Origin of the sequence: Labilibaculum euxinicum, assembly GCF_009795715.1 — a bacterium.
Taxonomy (GTDB): domain Bacteria; phylum Bacteroidota; class Bacteroidia; order Bacteroidales; family Marinifilaceae; genus Labilibaculum; species Labilibaculum euxinus.
Map to the genome: position 1 here is coordinate 487367 of NZ_WTCR01000001.1, position 19192 is coordinate 506558.

Genomic DNA, 19192 nt, shown 5'->3' on the forward strand with positions numbered 1-19192 from the left:
TGATTTAACCCAAATTACAGCATCCCAATACACTCGCAATGGATTCTTAGAATCTGCACGCTTTTCTTTAAGTCAGTATGAATATCAGTTAATTACAAAAAAATATCCCATTTTGAAAAAATCAAGATGGGACATCTATTCTAAATATGACAATTTTCACATAAAATCGATACGTTCGATATCTTCCCATTTAAAGTTTTGGTATTCATCTTCATTTACAAAAATAATTACTCCCGCATTTTTATTGGAAACATCGGTTTGGTCGCCAAGATACAGCTTCATCCCATTTTTTAGTTCAACAAGACAGTAGTTGTATGCCATTGGTTTAATACTGCCAATATTTCTGAAAGGGATAGCAAATTCCAATTTATCATTTAAACCATTTAAAATTTCCGAATCCATTGCCTCATCTAAATCGTAAACAATTACTCCTTTATACGATTTACCTTCCTTTGTAACTAATGTACCAAACAACCTTTGCGATACCCTAAATTCAGATAAACAATCTGTATTTTTGGAAAGAGGAAGAATCTCTAAAGAAAGAAAGTGACTCCAGGGAAAATCTACTCTTCCAACATTAGGAATACTAACTATAATTCCTCTATTGTATTTATTAACATCATTCTCTCCGGTCAATTCGAACTGTCGTTCGGAATGCAAAGTAATGAGACTTCCATTTTCTGTTTTTTCAATTTTTTTTATTTTATCAAAAGAGATGGATACGTCTCCATCACGGCTTCTTCCATCCAATTTATCTCCCAAAAGACGCTCATCGTGATCCCATTGAATAAAACCTGTAAACTCTCCTTTCGTTGTTGTAATCTTTCCATAAATTGGGTCTCCAAAAGTCTCCATATGATCAGTAGGTGTTGTTTCAAAATTGACTATATCAATACGATCCCAATCAATTTTCAACAAGCCTAATTCCTGATCAATGATCCAAACTTTTGTTCCCACATCATTTGAACCGCCGCTTAAGTTAATATACTTTCCATTTTTAAGTTCTAAACTTACCGATTCGCTTCCAGTTACAGATATTGATTTTATATCGCCAAACCGACATTGAAATTTTCGATCGTAAACACTGGTTAAATTTCTCCTCTCATCATTAATTGTGACTTCGAAGCGATCCCATGTTCTATTTCTACTGTATCTCTCTTCATTATTTTTAATTTTGGATTCCGGAAGGTATTTCAGGTACGGATTTTCTTCTTTGTCAGCATTAAACACATCTGTTAAAAACACCTCTTCATCATCCCAACGAATGGCACCCTTATACACATCACCATCAATTGTAGTGATACTACCGTATAAATAACATGGATATGTTTGACCCAAAACAGAGTATGAGCCAAAAAACAGTTGAATTAGAAGAAAAAAGAATACGAGATTTTTTGCTAGACGATCCATACTTCCTGATTTAAATTTATTGTTCTTTCCGCTCGTATGACGAATAGACACAACAAAAGTTACACAAGAAATAAATATATCTTCAGCTATTTTTTACGAAAAAGAACCTGAATGTTCTTTGATGACTCTGAAGGAGTAAAAATCTGTATTAATTCCCAATCTGAATCATAGTCGGCGATGAGCTTTTTTAAATTATAGATCTTGAGTAATTTCTCTGTTATATCATCTGATTTATCTGCCATTTCTTTGGATACATCCCAAGAAAATGATTCCAATCTAAAAAACACAGATATTTTCTTATTCGCAAGTTTAACTTCCACTTCTGCAACTTCATTATCATCACCAAGTGGTATTGGCACACATATTTCTCTCATGAGTAAATGATTTAGAAGATTTATACCATATTGAGTTTATTCATATTTAATTGCCTTAATTGGGTCGGAACTTGCTGCCCGGTAAGACTGCCATGCTACAGTAAACAGCCCAATCACTAAAGAAACAATTAGGGTGACAACAAATATCCAAATGCCTATTGAAATGTGATAAGGAAAATCGCTCAACCAAGCACTTAAAGCCCAATAAGATATTGGAACAGCTATGATATTCGCAATTACAATTAACCTGATAAATTCACGAGTCAGCAAATACACCAACTTCGCTACCGATGCACCCAATACTTTCCGAACACCCAGCTCTTTGGTTCGTTGCTCGGCCATAAAAGAGGACAATCCAAAAAGCCCCATGGATGCAATTAAAATGCTTATCAAAGAAAATATTGAAAAAATCCATGTCAGTCTTTCTTCCGGTTCATAATTTTCTTTCATTCTATCATCTAAAAAGGAATAACCAAATGACATATTGGGACAGAACTCATTCCATACTTTCTGAATATATAGTAGCGTTTCTTTTCTATTTTCAGAATTAATTTTCACGTGCAAATTCCTTCGGTAATCAGGATTTTCCGAAACAATGAGGTTCATCGGCTCAATTAAATCTTTAAGAGGCTGATAATTAAAATCCCGAATTACACCAATCACCTCTCCCAATTGAACTTCTCCTCCTTCATCAACACCATCAATTTCAACTCCCAACTGAAGCTTTTTCCCTAAGGCATTTTCGCCCCAGTTAAATTTAATTGCGGCCGACTCATTAACGATAAATGCATTGATTGTATCTGATGGAATCTCACGACTAAAATTTCTTCCTTTCAGAATATCCATTTCCATTAAATCGATATAATCGAAATCAATAACATTGAAATTTAATGCATATTGCTGCATCCCTTCATCACTCTCGTACAAATGCACCGTTTTCGATCCTCCAAAACCAATTAATGAACTAGAAGTTGCAACAGCCTTTATGTTGGGATTTTTCTTCAGCTCCATTTTCAATGCATCTATTCTGGTCCGCAATACTGAATCGCGAATAACCGAGACTACAATATCTTTTTTATTAAATCCCACATCCATACTATTCATGTACAGGAATTGAGATGCAACAATGATAGTTCCGCTAATCATCATGGCTGAAACTGTAAACTGTGAAATCACAAGCAATTTTCGCAAAAAACCATTTGCTCCACCTCTGCCATTTCTTCCTTTTAGAATAAAAACCGGCTGAATTGAAGACAAGTAAAGAGCAGGATAACTCCCCGAGAAAAGACCTAAGAGGACGGCAAGAATTACATTAAACAAAATCACCTCCGGAGTATCCAAAAAACTCAATGTAAGATCCTTATTTACCAATTGATTAAACAGTGGCAGCAACAACTCAACGCATATTAAGGCTATAATAAGGGCAAAAACTGTTAACGATATACTCTCCATCATAAACTGACGAATGATATTTTCTCTTTGTGCGCCAACCACCTTACGAATACCTACCTCTTTTGCCCGCTTTGAAGATCGCGCAGTTGCCATGTTCATATAGTTAATACTGGCTATGGACAGGATAAAAATGGCAATTGCTGTTAGAATATAAATGTATTTTATATTGCCGGTTGGAGCATCCCATTGCAATTGTGATCTTAAATGAATATCCCCAAGATGCTGAATTATTAATTTGTAGGAAACCCCCAGTTGATCTCCAAGCTCCTTCATGTATTTCTCATAGTAAGCCGGAAACTTTTCGAGAATAGCATCAGCCTCTGAATTTTCTTTTAACAACAAAAAAGTATAATTATTAAAAGACCAAAATGAAATTGGTTGCTGACTGTTAAATTGCTCCGCTCCCCTTATGCTTTCCAATGTTTTCATGGAATAGAAAGCATTATATTTAAAGTGGCTGTTGGAAGGGAGATCTTTCATTACTCCACTAACAGTATAGGCTGCATTTTCACCAACAAGCAATATCTTTCCTATTGGATCCTCGTTGCTAAAATACTTCTTAGCCAGAGTTTCATTTAGCACTATTGAGTATGGTTGAGTAAGAGCTTTTTTTGGATCTCCTTTAAGCAGGGGAAAGCTAAAAATAGTAAATACAGAAGAATCAACAAAGGCGATATGTTCTTCATAAAACTCTTTATCATCATATTTAAACTGCTGTCTTCCTGAACCTTGAAACCGAACAAACTGCTCCACCTCAGGAAATTCCTCAGCAAAGGTTGGCCCGAATGGCAAAGGCGATGTCGCAACACGGTCTCTCTTTCCACTCAAAGTAAAATCTGATCCCAAACGAATGATCCGTTCATGATTCACATTGTACTTATCGTATGATAATTCATCCTGAACAAACAGTAAAATCAGAATTGTACAAATTAATCCTACAGATAAACCGACAACATTAATTGTTGTATAGAATTTATTTCTGGAAAAATTTCGAAAAAGTGTAATGAAGAAATTCTTAAACATACTTGCCTTATTAATATGCAGCTCAATTTTCAGAATATGAACCTAAGAATTGATTAATAACGATAATATTTTCGTTCTAAAGCTTTTGTCTCATATTCTCAGTTACAATATGTCCGTCAAACAATTGAATAATACGATGACTTCTATCGGCATCTGATGGCGAGTGAGTGACCATAATTATTGTAGTTCCTTCCTCATTAAGCTGAGTTAAAAGATTCATCACCTCTTCTCCGTTAGCAGAATCCAAATTACCCGTTGGCTCATCCGCTAAAATCAATTTGGGATTGGAAATAACTGCTCGTGCAATTGCAACCCTTTGCTGCTGTCCTCCAGATAATTGCTGAGGAAAATGCTTAGCTCTATGGGCAATATTCATTCTTTCCAATGCCTCATTTACTCTTCTTTTTCTCTCTGCCCCAGATACTTTCATATACAAAAGAGGCAACTCAACATTCTCAAAAACGGTCAATTCATCAATCAAATTAAAACTTTGAAAAACAAAACCAATGTTTTCTTTTCTCAAATTTGTTCTTTGCCTTTCAGTGTAGTTCTCTACCTGATAGCCATTAAAATGAAGCTCTCCTTCACTTGGATTGTCAAGCAAGCCAATAATATTCAGCAAAGTTGACTTGCCACATCCCGATGGCCCCATTATCGCAACAAATTCGCCTTTATTAATTTCCAGATTGACATTATTTAATGCCGTAGTTTCCACTTCGTCGGTTCTGAAAACTTTAATTAAATTTTTAGTATTAATCATAGCCATATCTATTTATACAATCACTTATTCATATTTTAGCACTCGCACCGGAGTTTTTAAAGCCAATTTCCATATTTGCTGATAAACTGTAAGAAAGGTTATCAACAGAGATACAAATCCTGACAAGATAAAAATTCCAATTCCAATATCTATTCGATAGGCAAACCCCTTTAACCACCACTCCATCACAAAAAATGAAAGTACCCAAGCAATGAAATTGGAAAGCATTACCCATTTAAAAAATTCTTTTAACAACAATTGAAATACAGTATCCATATTAGCTCCAAAGACCTTCCTTAGTGCCATCTCACGGGATTTCCGTTCTGTAACAAAGGAAACAAGCCCAAACAAGCCCAAATATGAAATAATAAAAGCTATTATTGTAAATGAAATAAATATTTTACTCATTCGTGATTCAGCCGTATAAAAATACTTAAAGTCCTCTTCCAAAAATCGATAAGTAAACGGAATATCAGGAACTGTTGAGTCCCAAACTGTTCTTATTTTATTTAGAATTGGCTCCACATCTTCTCCAATTCGAATAGCTATATATTTAAATGCTGCCGGGTTTCGCATCATGATTAAGGGTTCCACTCCAACCTGAAGACTATTAAAATTAAAATCTTTAACAATACCTATCACCTCGCCCGAATAATCCCAAATCTGCAAAGGTTCTCCAATGATATGGACCATATTCATCTTTTCTGCCGCCGATTCATTAATAATAAATTTCAAGCTATCCCCGCCATGCAATTTGGAAAATCCCCTTCCCTGAATCACATCCATTTCAAATGTTTCAATGAAATCATAATCCACAAAAGACAATTGAAACAAGATATCTTCAGAATCTTTTATTTTTCCGGGCCAATCTACATCCCAAGTTGAATTTGTAAAATTCACCGGCATTTGGTTTGCTGCAGTTACCCAGTAAACTCCCTGGATTTTAGTCAACTCATTTTTCAACTTAGGATAAATCGAATTAAAATCATCTGCCATCTCAATATAAATCAAATCGCTCTTATTGTAACCAACATCCGATTCCCTTAAAAATTTCAGTTGCTGATAAATAATCCCTGAACAAATAAACAGAGATATCGACATACTAAATTGAATGACTACCAACACCTTCCTGAGCAGAGCAGAATCTTTTCTTGAAATGCCTTTAATTACATGAATTGGCAGAAAAGAAGACAGAAACAAGGCAGGATAACTTCCTGACACAATTCCTGTAAGAAGTACAATGCCCGAAACGCTAAATAAAAATTTTATATTATTTATCCCCAATGACAAATCCCTATCCGTTAAATCACTAAAAACAGGCAGTAATAATTCAACCAAAACAACGGCAATTCCTAAGGATATTAATGTAAAAAATATCGATTCGCCAAGAAACAAACCGATTAATCCTTTTCGCTGAGCTCCAACTACTTTTCTGATAGCCACTTCTTTTGCTCTTCTTTCTGATCTGGCAGTTGCCAGATTCATATAGTTAAAACAGGCAATTAAAAGTATCAAAACAGCTACCAGCAGGAATACTCTCACATACCAAATTGAACCCACTTTATTCGTGTTAATGGCATACAAATGATATTTCACGAAAGCCTGAAGATCAAGATCTACATTTGAATTCTTAATACGATCTTTAATATACGTTTGTAACTGAGCCGCCAAATCATCCGAATCAACTCCTTCTTCTACTTTAATAAAAGTGTGAAAAGTATTTGCCTCCCAATCATTTAAATCATAAGACCACAACTTCCCAAAAAATTGAAAAGGAAGAATAAAGTCGAAAGTTATTGATGAATTAGCCGGCGGATTTTGAATCACAGCCGAAACTACATAATCAAATTTGGAATTTATTTCAATCTTTCTTCCAATCGGATCCAATTCGCCGAACAATTTCTGAGCGAGCTTCTCTGTAAGCACAATTGAATTTTCCTCCTTAAAAGGATTCTCTTTTTCTCCTTCTACGATAGGAAAAGTAAAAATCTGAAAGAAATCTGCGTCAACAATTTTCCCGCCATCCTCAACAAAACTTTTCCCATCCGCAGAAAGAATCAATTGCCCCCAGGTAGTAACCATTCTGGTGGAATACTTAATTTCCGGAAATGTTCTTTTTATTGATTCGGCTAATGGCGCAGGTGTTGAATATACCGAAAACACATCCCCGTCTGCATAGTTCTGATTCTCATAAACACTATAAACCTGATCAATATCCTCGTGAAACTTATCAAATCCCGTTTCATATTCTACCCATATTAATATGAGTAACGTACAAGTCACACCAGTTGCCAATCCTAAAATATTCATTAAAGAATAGGCTTTTTGCCGATATAAACTTCGTAAAACGGTATTCAATAGAATTTTTAACATCCACTTACTTTAAAACCAATTTGTCAACATCCCCGTAAGATTCATAGCTATTTGTTACAACTCTCTCTCCCGGTTTCAAGCCCTCAAGAACCTCATAATACATCGGATTTTGATTTCCCAATTTAATTGCACGTTTTGTAGCAAACTCACCACTGGGATCCACAACGAATATCCATTGCCCTCCTGTACTTTGAAAAAAACCTCCTCTTTGAATCAACACAGCCTCCCTGGGCTCTCCCAATTCAATTTTTGTTCTAAATGTTTGCCCGGTTCTAATTCCAGGAGGAAGTTCACCAACAAATTTCATATCAATTTCGAACTGACCACTACGTACTTCCGGATAAACTTTATAAACCACTAAATTATAATCAACGCCGCTAAAACTAAATTTAGCCTTCAATCCTTTATTTAATCGTGCAATGTAGAGTTCGTCAACCATCGCATTTATTTTATAATTATCCAATACATTCACCTGTCCTAAACGCTGCCCTCTTGACTTTGACTCTCCCAATTCAACATTTAAAGATCCTAACTGACCATCAACAGGTGCTTTTACATTTAGATTCTGGAGTTTTGCACGAACCATTTCCAGATTGTTTTCCATGTTTTTCAAATTGGCATCCAATCGTTGAATTTGAATTGTTCGCGCAAGAGAATCGGTTTTTTGTCTCTCCAAAAGCAACTCCCTGGTTTTTTTATAGTAATTGTAATTATCATTTGACTCGTCGAATTCTTCCCGGGAAATTAAATCCTTCTCAAAGAAAATTTTATTTCTCTGATAAGCCCTTTTACTCTTTGCCAAATTTAAATCAATATCCAACAAACTTCTTCTTACATTTAAACGATCCTGTTCCATACTCAAACGGGTATCCCGTAATCTATTTACTTGCTCAGTAAAGCCAGCTTCCGAATTTAATATTTGTAAGTTCAACTCTGAATTGCTTAAACGAAGAATCACATCGCCCTTTTTAACCATACTTCCCTCTTCCAGCAGGATCTCTTCAACCCGGCCTCCTTCAATAGCATCTAAATAAACAGTGGTAATTGGATTGACCGTTCCCGTTCGGGCAATGTATTCCTGAAAATAATCAGTCTTCACATCTCCAATTGAAATTTTCTCTGCATCAACACGTAATCGGGATCCTGACTCTCCCAAAAATGCTGCATACAAAACAACGACGCCTAGAACAGCTCCCGCTAAGTACCAATTTTTCCTTAGTAAATACCAGGCTTTCTTTTCAATAATTCTATCCATTATAATTTGACTTTTTTAATCCTTTTTCAAACACAACCGCAATGTAGCCACTTTCATGCCAAAACACTTTTAACATTGATTAACAACTCCTTGAAAAACCAAAACCTATTGATTTCCACGCATCTGTGAACGAAAACAATACAAGAACTGTACGTATGCGAACATTTTTCTTTTAATATTAAAATTTAAATGATAACTTGGATTCCTATTTAAGATACTAAAACCTGAAACGACAAATTAATTCAAATTATGGCAAATCAAAAAAACGGCAAAATATTAGCTATTGATGATAACGAAGATATCCTGTTTTCTTTAAAGTTGCTGCTTAAACAACACGTAGAATTAATACACACAGAGTCTGATCCGGAAATGATTCCCAAACTCATGAAACAGGATGATTACGATGTTGTGTTGCTTGACATGAATTTTACAAAAGACGCAATTAGCGGTCAGGAAGGATATCATTGGCTAAACAAAATACTTGAAATTGACCCACAGGCAGTTGTACTATTTATTACTGCATATGGTGATATCGAAAAATCGGTAAAAGCTATAAAAGCGGGCGCTACAGACTTCATATTAAAACCATGGCAGAACGAAAAACTTCTTGCCACCATCTCGTCAGCAATAAAACTACGCAGATCGAAAGATGAAGTAAAAGAACTAAAGACAAAACAAAAAGAATTAAATGCAGTTCTTGACCAACCATTTAATGACTTTATTGGTACATCTCCTGAAATGCAGCAGGTATTCTCAACCATCACAAAAGTGGCGGTAACAGATGCCAACGTCTTGATTCTTGGCGAAAACGGTACAGGCAAAGAATTGGTTGCAAGAGCACTACACCGAAACTCATCAAGAAAAGATGAAGTTTTTATCAGCGTTGACCTTGGATCCATAAATGAAAACTTATTCGAAAGTGAACTGTTTGGACATGTGAAAGGTGCATTTACAGATGCCCGCGCCGACCGTCCCGGCCGATTCGAAATTGCTTCAGGCGGAACACTATTCCTAGATGAAATTGGGAATTTAAGCCTGCCGATGCAAGCAAAACTATTAACAGTTTTAGAGCGAAGAGAAGTGATTCGGGTTGGATCAAACAAACCAATTCCTATCGATATCCGTTTAATATGTGCAACCAATATGCCACTAAAACAAATGGCATCAGAAGACAGATATCGTCAGGATCTTCTGTACAGAATTAATACTGTTGAAATAAGTCTTCCTGCTTTAAGAGAACGATACGAAGACATCCCACTTTTGGCAAATCATTTTCTTGAAATATATTCTAAAAAGTATAAAAAAGGCATCAACCCTCTATCAAAAGCATGCCTAAACAAACTTTACGATTACAGTTGGCCTGGAAATGTGAGAGAACTTCAACATTTAATGGAGCGGGCAATCATTATGGCAGACGATCGAAATCTGGACCCGGCCGATTTCCAAGTAAGTATTGAAAGAAATGGTCAGGATGATGTTGAATTTGATTCCTATAACCTTGAGGAAGTTGAAAAGAACATCATACAGAAAGTATTGAAAACAAATAAAGGAAATATTTCCAAAGCTGCTGGAGAATTAGGTCTTACGCGCACATCTCTTTATCGAAGACTAGAAAAATATGGTTTATAAAAGCTTCCGGATTAATTTTATAATAAGAATCATCGTGCTCTCAGCAACGATATTCTTATTATTTTACTTGATTGCAAAAAAGAGCCTCTACTTCACAGCAAGCCTTACTTTTATTGCGATTATTTATCAAATATATGAAATTATTAAGTACGTTGAAAAAACCAACCGCCTGCTAAAGAATTTTCTGGAATCCATACGATATTCTGATTTCACACGAAATTTTCAGGTTCAGGGTCTTGGAAGCTCATTCGACAAGCTACAGGAATCTTTCAATGCAGTAATTACTGATTTTCAGAAAATAAGAGCAGAAAAAGAAGAACATTATTTCTATTTACAAACCGTAATTCAACACATTGGAATTAGCTTAATTGCATTTCACCGCGATGGAAAAGTAGAAATGATTAACAATGCCTCTAAGAAACTTTTTCAGGTAAGCAACCTTAAAAGAATACAAGACTTAAGCGGCTTTAGTGAGGAGCTTGTAAATTGCCTGTTAAGCCTTAAGCATGGAGAAAACACACTAGTTAAAGTTGTTGACAACGAAGATATCCTAAAGCTTGCTATTTACGCTACCGAGTTTAAAATTAACAACCGGCAAGTAATACTTGTGTCAATTAAAAACATCCAATACGAATTGGAAGAACAGGAAATTGAATCCTGGCAAAAACTAATTCGGGTACTGACTCATGAGATTATGAATTCAATTACGCCAATCTCTTCCCTTTCTACTACGCTAACAACAATTCTTGATGATTTTGGGGAAAACAACACCAATAAGTTTCAAGATGAGGATCTGGAGACACTGAACGAGGTTAAACTGGCTCTTGAAACAATCCATAAAAGAAGTTCCGGACTTTTGCATTTTGTAGATACTTATCGGAATCTTACAAAAATTCCAAAGCCAAATTTCGGTATTTTTCAGATAGAGAAGCTATTTGACAACATTCATCGCCTGATGGAGGAGGAAATAAAGAGGAAAGGCATCAAGTGTGAGATTAGTATCAACCCTCAAAGTCTGGAGCTTTCTGCCGACGAACAGCTGCTTGAACAGGTTTTAATCAATTTGATTAAAAACTCTATTCATGCACTCGAACACACAACCGATCCAAAAATTGAACTGAAAGCCTTTATGAACAAAAGAGGCCGAATATCAATTCAAATAAGCGACAATGGACAAGGCATTATAAAAGAAGTGCTTGACAAAGTATTTATTCCATTTTTCACAACAAAGCCTAAAGGCTCTGGTATTGGATTAAGCCTGTCAAAACAGATATTGCGATTGCACGGAGGAACCATTACCGCACAGTCAATTCCAAACGAAAAAACCAGTTTTACTCTTACTTTTTAACATGATTTAACACCCTAATAATTTTAAATTAACAATTACTTTCGTTAAATTTAAGGAGCAAATCAATTTCTAACCTTTAATTAAAACTTAAAAGCATATGACTAAAACAATCACATTCAATAAGTTAAGAGAAATTAAAGATAGTTTACCTGAAGGTAGTATGCAAAGGATTGCAGAAGATTTACAATTAGAAGTAGAAACCGTTAGAAATTATTTTGGTGGAACCAATTTTGATGAAGGCCAATGCACAGGAATTCATGTTGAACAAGGCCCTTATGGTGGTATTGTTGAACTAGATGATACAACTATTTTAGATCACGCCATTAGCATTCTGGAAGATTAAATTGTAAACATCAATAAGATAAAAGACAGGGCTGTTGAAACTTTTCAACAGCCCTGTCTTTTAATTGATCTTATATCTTACAGAACTTCTTTTCTATCGTTATGCAATTTATTAAAAATAATTGCCAGATTAGAATAGAGTGTTGTGTTTTGAACAATGATATCTTCCGGAACCTTGATTCTTGCCGGCGTAAAATTCCAAATCGCTTTAATACCCCATGCTACCATCAAATCGGCAACTGTTTGAGCATTTTCAGCAGGAACAGTAATAATTCCCATTACCACATTCATTTCCTGTGATAAATCACGAAATTGATCGATGTGAAATACTTCAATATCATTAAATTTTTTCCCTATGGTCGAAGAATTAACATCGAAAGCCGCAACGATATTTAATCCAAAATGCGACAATCCGCTATCATGCAATAATGCGGACCCCAAAGATCCAGCACCAACAAGAAAAGCATTATCCATAATAGTAAATCCAAGAAACTCCGACAAAACATCTACCAACGCTTTAACTTCGTAACCTACTCTTGTTTTTCCAACAATAGTTGTATAGGATAAATCTTTTGTGACTTGGGTGGGGTCGATATTCATGTAGTTTGCTATCTGCGTAGATGAAACAAACTGCTGTCCTTTCCTTAACAAGCCTTCTGCAAATGCTAAGTATGAAGGCATGCGCCTAATAGTCGGCTCAGGAACTCCCTGAATTTTCTTAGAACTTTGAACCATAATTTCTTACTTACACCTTAAATGAAAACAAAAATAACCAAGTTTCCATTAAAGAAAAATTTCTCTAATGATTATTTTGTTATACAAATTTAATTTTAAATAAATGGCGCTGGGGACACTACAAAAAACAATACATTAATTTCTTGTAAATGTGGGCGATATAGGATTCGAACCTATGACCCCTTGGGTGTAAACCAAGTGCTCTGAACCAACTGAGCTAATCGCCCTTAACGACTGCAAATATAAACAGAAAAAATTACCACAGCAATAAAAACCTTAGTTTTGTTTATACAACCTCTGCAACAACAAAAGTACTTCCACCCACAAAAACCAAATCATTTTCATAAGCATTTGTCTTAGCCGCCTTTAAAGCATCCCTCACAGATAAGTATGTATTTCCAAGCAATCCATAAGCTTTTGCCTTTGCAGCAAGAACTTCCTGATCCAATGCTCTGGGAATATCTGCCCGACTAAAATAATAGCTCGCATTCTTCGGCATTAATTCAAGAATATCAGTAAGATCTTTATCATTTACAACACCAAAAACAATATGCAGTTTTCCGTAATCTATCGATTCAATTTGCTCTATTATTTCTTTAATTCCTGCAACATTGTGTCCGGTATCACACACTACTCTTGGAGCATTACCAATTGTCTGCCAGCGTCCTAACAAGCCTGTATTTTTAACTATTCCTGAAACACCCTGCTGAATAGCCTCTTCGGAAATACCCCACCCCTTGCTATTCAATTCATCAAACACGCATAAAGCCGTTCTTATATTCTTAATCTGATAAAGACCTAATAAATCACACGATAAATTGATTATTGAATTATTTTCAAGAAACTGGTAAACAAGATTTCTTTTGTTATCAATCAATTCAGAGGACTGATTCATATACCTGTCTTCTGAAAATATCAGATCTGATTTGTTGTTTGAGGCAATTCTCAAAAAAACTTCAATTATCTCTTCCTGTTTCTCACCAATAATAACAGGAACATTTTTCTTTATAATTCCAGCCTTTTCTGTAGCTATTTGTGCAAGCTCCGAGCCCAACAAATTAGTATGATCCTTACTTATATTAGTTATCACCGAAAGTTCAGGCGAAATGATATTAGTTGAATCCAATCTTCCACCTAAGCCTACCTCCACAACAGCAACATCAATCTTTTCATCAGCAAAAAAATCAAAAGCCATCGCAACTGTCATCTCAAAAAAAGAAGGACATAATTCTTCAAATTTATTTTGATGCTTCCGAATAAAATCAACTACATAATCCTCAGAAACAAGCTCACCATTAACTTTTATTCTCTCTCTAAAATCTTTTAAATGGGGCGAAGTATACAGACCAACTTTATAGCCCGCTGATTGCAAAACAGACGCAATAGTATGAGAAACTGATCCTTTTCCATTTGTTCCTGCAACATGAATCGATTTAAACTTCTTATGAGGATGACTAAAATACTCATCCAAAACCAATGTTGTATCTAAATTGGCTTTATAAGCAGCCTGCCCTGTACGCTGATACATAGGCAGTTTAGTAAACATATAATGTAAAGTTTCCTGATAATTCATTTTGTATTTTCTACTAATATTGATGATTTTACAAAGAAGAATAAAATTTCTTAAAATTTGTGTTAACAGGTTGAATTTCCTGCAAAAATTGCTAAATTAAAACTATGAAACGCTACTATTTAATCAAAAGCATTAGGTATATTTCCTAAAATCAAGAGATATAGAATCACTTTTAGCACCTAACAATTTAAGTAGTAGTATTTTATAATTATGATAAAATAAAACCTGGCTCTAAATGCCTGCCGAAATTAACCTCTAACACCATTCATTATGGCAAAACTCAAAAAGGTTTTCGTTCTTGATACAAATGTTATTCTTCATGATTTTAATTCAATTTACAATTTTGAAGAAAATGATGTTGTTATTCCCATAACCGTTCTGGAGGAACTGGATAAATTTAAAAAAGGTAATGATCAGATTAATTACCACGCACGTGAATTCAGCAGAGAATTAGACCGTATTTCCGGAGACCTGCTCTTTACTGCCGGTGTTCCTCTAGGAAAGAACTTGGGGAAATTATCCGTTGAAACGGGAAAAGAATTTTCTCCTCAAATGAAAAGTTCGTTTCAGGAAAACATCCCCGACCACAGAATTCTGGCTATAGCAGAGTATCTGCACAACCACCGCAGTAAAAAAAAGGTCATTCTTATTACCAAGGATATTAACCTTAGAATGAAAGCGAAATCGTTAGGGATTCCTGCAGAAGATTATAAAAACGATCAGGTTAAGGATCTTGATGATGTAATTAGCCTGGGAATAACAACCCTTGAAGATTTTAATGATGAAAAGATTACTTTTCTTTATAAGTCAAACGAAGGAATTCCTGAAAAAGAATTTGGACTTGAAAAACCAATTAAAGGTCATGAATATTTTATTCTGAAAAACAATTCATCTAGTGCGCTTGCACATTTCGATCCCGTTGAGAAAATAGTATCCCGGGTTGAAAAACCAAATGCTTACGGAATTTATCCCCGAAATGCAGAACAGACTTTCTCCATGCATGCTCTCATGGATCCAAAAATATCCTTAGTCGCTTTAACCGGACGAGCTGGAACCGGAAAAACATTACTCGCTTTGGCAACTGCTCTTCAGCAAATCGACATGTACGATCAAATTTTCCTTGCCAGACCAATTGTTGCTTTGGCCAATAAAGATCTGGGCTATTTACCGGGCGATGCCAAAGAAAAAATAGGTCCTTACATGCAACCCCTTTTCGACAACCTGAGTGTAATCAAGCATAAATTTAACGTCCATAGTAAAGAGTATCTCAAAATTGACGAACTTTTAAAGGAAGAAAGATTACAGATTACTCCATTAGCATACATTAGAGGAAGAAGCCTTTCGAATACATTCTTCATTGTTGATGAAGCTCAAAACCTTACCCCTCACGAAATTAAAACAATAATTACACGTGCAGGCGAAGGTACTAAAATGATTTTCACAGGAGATATTGAACAAATAGACTCACCTTATCTGGATAAAAAATCGAATGGATTAGCATACCTCTCAGACAGGATGCAAGGACAGGATATATTTGCTCATGTCAACTTAATAAAAGGAGAAAGAAGTCACCTTGCAGAACTGGCAAGTCACCTTCTATAAAATCTATTTATTGCATTACTGGGAAATTTCATTTAAATTATATTCCTGAATATGTACATTTAATCGCAAAAAGGCGTTACATGAAATTGAATCATCTGAGTTATTTTTGCTCACTGAAAATCTAAATATACTTTTTATGAAAATAATGAAATTTGCCGCCATAGATATCGGATCAAATGCCATCCGGTTGTTATTTATGAATGTGCTTGAAGAAGGCGGTAATGCTCACTTTAAGAAATCATCATTAGTAAGGGTTCCAATTCGTTTGGGAACTGACACTTTTATAGATAAGATTATCTCTGCAGATAAAGCCGAGAAATTAATTAAAAGCATGAAAGCATTTCGCAACCTTATGGACGTTCATGAGGTTGTGAATTACCGTGCTTGCGCAACATCAGCAATGAGGGAGGCTGTTAACGGCACTGAAATTATTCAAAGAATTGAGAATGAATCTGGGATAAAAATTGACGTTATTAATGGAAAAGAAGAAGCAAGCATTATTTTTGATAATAAAATTGCCGATACTCTCGATCCAAGCAAAGATTATTTATATGTTGATGTTGGTGGTGGCAGTACCGAGCTAACTCTTTTTTCAAAAGGGATTTGCAAATTCTCCGCCTCATTTAATGTGGGAACCATTAAAATTCTTCGGGATTGTGTCCCAAAAGATGAATTTGTTCGTATAAAAGAGTGTTTATTGGATGTATGTCCTAGTTGCGAAAACATTGAACTTATCGGATCAGGTGGTAACATCAACAGATTGGTTAAACTCGCTGCACCCAAAAAAGAAAAATTCATTACATACCAAGAATTTAAAAGCATTTACTACGACCTTAAACAATACAGCTATCAGGAATTAATGATCAACTTCGACATGAATCCTGACCGGGCTGATGTTATCATTCCTGCAGCAACAATTTTCCTAAGTATTATGGAATGGGCAAATGCAGATAAGATACACGTACCCAAAATTGGGGTTACCGATGGTATTGTTCATCAGTTGTATAAAGAATATATTTCCAACAGCCTTGTATTGGGGTAAAAAAGTAATTCTTTTTCCTAAATTTGCGCTTTAAATTATTTCTACATTTTGAACTATTTCAAATTTAATTTGAAATAGTTCATTTATTTTAGCTAGAAGCTGAATATCAGCAAGAAGGGAAGAAACTATGTTACAAGGTAAAAAAGTAGCATTCTACACATTAGGATGCAAACTTAATTTTTCGGAAACCTCTACAATTGGCCGTTCATTTAAAGAAATGGGCTTCGAAACAATTAAGCATACGGAGAAAGCTGATATTTACATCATAAACACTTGTTCTGTTACAGATCATGCTGACAAAAAATGCAGACAAGCCATTAAAAAGGTTATTAAAACCAATGCTAATGCATTTATTGCCGTAATTGGATGCTACGCGCAACTTAAACCTGATGAAATTATCGCGATTCCTGGAGTTGATCTCGTTTTAGGAGCCAATGAGAAATTCAACATCCACAAATACATAGATCATCTTGAGAAAAAAGGTACCGGAGAACTGCATCCATGTGAAGTCGAATCGGTTAAAGATTTTCATTCTTCCTACTCAATGGGAGACAGAACACGTTGTTTTCTCAAAATTCAGGATGGATGCAATTACTATTGTACCTATTGCACCATTCCATTTGCCAGAGGCAATAGCCGTAACATGAGCATAAGTGAAACGGTACAACAGGCAGAGGAAGTTGCCAAACAAGGTGCAAAAGAAATTATCCTGACAGGAGTAAATATCGGTGATTTTGGAAAAAGTACAAACGAAACATTTCTGGATTTAATTAAAGAGCTTGAAAAAGTAAAAGGAATCAGTCGTTTTCGGATCTCGTCCATTGAACCCAACCTTTTAAGCAACGAGATTATTGAATTTGTTGCCCAATCAGAAAAATTTGTGAATCATTTTCATTTACCTCTTCAAGCTGGATCCAATAAAGTTTTAAAGCTTATGAAGAGAAGATACAATAGAGAATTATTTGCTCAACGGATTGAAAAAATTAAATCCTTACTTCCAGATGCATTTATTGGGGTTGATGTAATTGCCGGAAGTCGCGGTGAAAGTGATCAAGATTTCGAAGATGCATATTTATTTATCAAAGAATTACCCATTAGCCAACTACATGTATTTCCTTACTCGGAAAGACAAGGCACCAAAGCTCTCGAAATTAAAGAGGTTGTTCCAATTCCTGAGCGAAAAAGAAGAGCAAAAATACTTCAAATTCTTTCTGAGAAAAAATTAAATGCATTTTACCGTGAAAATTTGGGCAAAACAGAAGAAGTCCTGTTCGAATCTTTTAATGATCATGGTAAAATGTATGGATTCACTAAAAATTACATTAAAATAGAAATTCCGTACAACCAAAACCTTAGCAACAAACTTACATTTGCTACCTTGCAGGAGATAAATTCAAATGGCAATGTTTCAGGTTCTGTTGTTGACAAAATACGATTCAACCTAAAGCCTGTTTCGCAATAAAATATAAAAGCATGATCGATCTTAAAGAACTTTGTTTTAAAACAAATGACATAGCCCGAAAAGTTGGCATATTCATAAAAGAACAGCAAAGCAAGATTAAATCAGATGCAATAGAAGTAAAGGGAATACACGATTTTGTAACCTACGTTGATAAAACTGCGGAAGAAAAAATTGTTGCCGAATTGAAACTAATTCTTTCTGATGCAGGTTTCATTGCTGAAGAAGGTACAGAGACGCATCGTGCAGAACGTTACAATTGGATTATTGATCCTTTAGACGGAACAACAAATTACATTCATGGATTATCCCCTTTTGCTGTTAGTATTGCGCTGCAAGAATACGATGAAATTGTATTGGGAGTAATATATGAAATTAGCCATGACGAATGCTTTTATTCGTGGAAAGGAGCTCCAGAAGCTTATTTAAATGGCAAAACAATTTCCGTATCGAAGGCAAATTCGATCGACTCAAGTCTAATTGCAACAGGTTTTCCCTATTCCAATTACGACCAATTGAAAACATTTATGGCTTCCTTGGAATACTTCATTATTAATTCGCACGGCGTTCGTCGCCCCGGCTCTGCTGCAACAGATTTAGCTTATGTTGCCTGTGGCAGATTCGAAGCTTTTTACGAATATAGTCTTCAGCCCTGGGATGTTGCTGCCGGCTCATTTTTGGTAAGCCAAGCCGGCGGGAAAGTCTGCGATTTTAAAGGAGATAAGAATTTCATATTCGGAAGAGAAATTATTGCCAGTAATACAATGGTTCATGATGAGTTTAAAAATGTTGTGATTCAACACATGATAAAATAA

15 protein-coding genes and 1 tRNA gene are annotated in these 19192 nt (G+C 35.3%); 7 read left to right on the top strand and 9 right to left on the bottom strand.

Annotated features, from left to right (window positions below):
- Positions 1-156: 156 nt before the first annotated feature.
- The 6 genes from GQR60_RS01930 to GQR60_RS01955 form a co-directional block, all read right to left on the bottom strand.
- Entirely contained in the window at positions 157-1410 is a 1254-nt protein-coding gene (locus tag GQR60_RS01930; RefSeq protein WP_124991297.1) for a hypothetical protein, read from the bottom strand.
- A gap of 86 nt (positions 1411-1496) precedes the next feature.
- The gene (locus tag GQR60_RS01935) at positions 1497-1784 is read right to left on the bottom strand and encodes a hypothetical protein (RefSeq protein WP_124991298.1); all 288 of its coding nucleotides are present in this window, start codon (positions 1782-1784) and stop codon (positions 1497-1499) included.
- Positions 1785-1820: 36 nt separating this feature from the next.
- Positions 1821-4259, bottom strand: a complete 2439-nt coding sequence (locus tag GQR60_RS01940; protein ID WP_124991299.1) for an ABC transporter permease — start codon at positions 4257-4259, stop codon at positions 1821-1823.
- A gap of 76 nt (positions 4260-4335) precedes the next feature.
- Positions 4336-5019 carry an ABC transporter ATP-binding protein gene (locus GQR60_RS01945; protein ID WP_101308872.1) on the bottom strand — a complete coding sequence of 228 codons (684 nt, stop codon included), beginning with the start codon at positions 5017-5019 and terminating at the stop codon, positions 4336-4338.
- Positions 5020-5043: 24 nt separating this feature from the next.
- Positions 5044-7392 (bottom strand): ABC transporter permease, encoded by a 2349-nt coding sequence (locus GQR60_RS01950; RefSeq protein ID WP_124991300.1) that lies wholly within the window; start codon positions 7390-7392, stop codon positions 5044-5046.
- 4 nt (positions 7393-7396) lie between these two features.
- Complete coding sequence (locus GQR60_RS01955; RefSeq protein WP_124991301.1) at positions 7397-8647, bottom strand: efflux RND transporter periplasmic adaptor subunit; 1251 nt, start codon at positions 8645-8647, stop codon at positions 7397-7399.
- A 249-nt stretch (positions 8648-8896) separates the two neighbouring features.
- Between GQR60_RS01955 and GQR60_RS01960 the strand changes: the two genes are divergently transcribed.
- From GQR60_RS01960 to GQR60_RS01970, 3 genes are all read left to right on the top strand, one after another.
- Positions 8897-10276 (top strand): sigma-54-dependent transcriptional regulator, encoded by a 1380-nt coding sequence (locus GQR60_RS01960; RefSeq protein WP_124991302.1) that lies wholly within the window; start codon positions 8897-8899, stop codon positions 10274-10276.
- A gap of 34 nt (positions 10277-10310) precedes the next feature.
- Complete coding sequence (locus GQR60_RS01965) at positions 10311-11624, top strand: sensor histidine kinase (RefSeq protein WP_306597680.1); 1314 nt, start codon at positions 10311-10313, stop codon at positions 11622-11624.
- Positions 11625-11721: 97 nt separating this feature from the next.
- Positions 11722-11967: a DNA-binding protein gene (locus GQR60_RS01970; RefSeq protein WP_101308841.1), complete on the top strand. Its 246-nt coding sequence runs from the start codon at positions 11722-11724 to the stop codon at positions 11965-11967.
- Positions 11968-12044: 77 nt separating this feature from the next.
- On the opposite strand, the gene GQR60_RS01975 is transcribed toward GQR60_RS01970, so the two are convergent.
- The 3 genes from GQR60_RS01975 to GQR60_RS01985 all read right to left on the bottom strand — a co-directional run bounded on the left by GQR60_RS01975 (position 12045) and on the right by GQR60_RS01985 (position 14247).
- Entirely contained in the window at positions 12045-12701 is a 657-nt protein-coding gene (locus tag GQR60_RS01975; protein WP_101308842.1) for a redox-sensing transcriptional repressor Rex, read from the bottom strand.
- A 152-nt stretch (positions 12702-12853) separates the two neighbouring features.
- A tRNA-Val gene (locus GQR60_RS01980) sits at positions 12854-12928 on the bottom strand.
- A 59-nt stretch (positions 12929-12987) separates the two neighbouring features.
- Positions 12988-14247, bottom strand: a complete 1260-nt coding sequence (locus GQR60_RS01985) for a bifunctional folylpolyglutamate synthase/dihydrofolate synthase (protein WP_225441301.1) — start codon at positions 14245-14247, stop codon at positions 12988-12990.
- Positions 14248-14544: 297 nt separating this feature from the next.
- On the opposite strand from GQR60_RS01985, the gene GQR60_RS01990 reads away from it, so the two are divergent.
- The 4 genes from GQR60_RS01990 to GQR60_RS02005 all read left to right on the top strand — a co-directional run bounded on the left by GQR60_RS01990 (position 14545) and on the right by GQR60_RS02005 (position 19192).
- A complete protein-coding gene (locus GQR60_RS01990) occupies positions 14545-15876 on the top strand; it encodes a PhoH family protein (RefSeq protein ID WP_124991305.1) in 1332 nt (443 codons plus the stop codon).
- Positions 15877-16012: 136 nt separating this feature from the next.
- Positions 16013-16918, top strand: a complete 906-nt coding sequence (locus GQR60_RS01995) for a Ppx/GppA phosphatase family protein (protein WP_225441302.1) — start codon at positions 16013-16015, stop codon at positions 16916-16918.
- A gap of 127 nt (positions 16919-17045) precedes the next feature.
- Positions 17046-18380 carry a tRNA (N(6)-L-threonylcarbamoyladenosine(37)-C(2))-methylthiotransferase MtaB gene (gene mtaB / locus GQR60_RS02000; RefSeq protein ID WP_124991306.1) on the top strand — a complete coding sequence of 445 codons (1335 nt, stop codon included), beginning with the start codon at positions 17046-17048 and terminating at the stop codon, positions 18378-18380.
- Between the two features lie 11 nt (positions 18381-18391).
- Positions 18392-19192 (top strand): inositol monophosphatase family protein, encoded by an 801-nt coding sequence (locus GQR60_RS02005; protein WP_124991307.1) that lies wholly within the window; start codon positions 18392-18394, stop codon positions 19190-19192.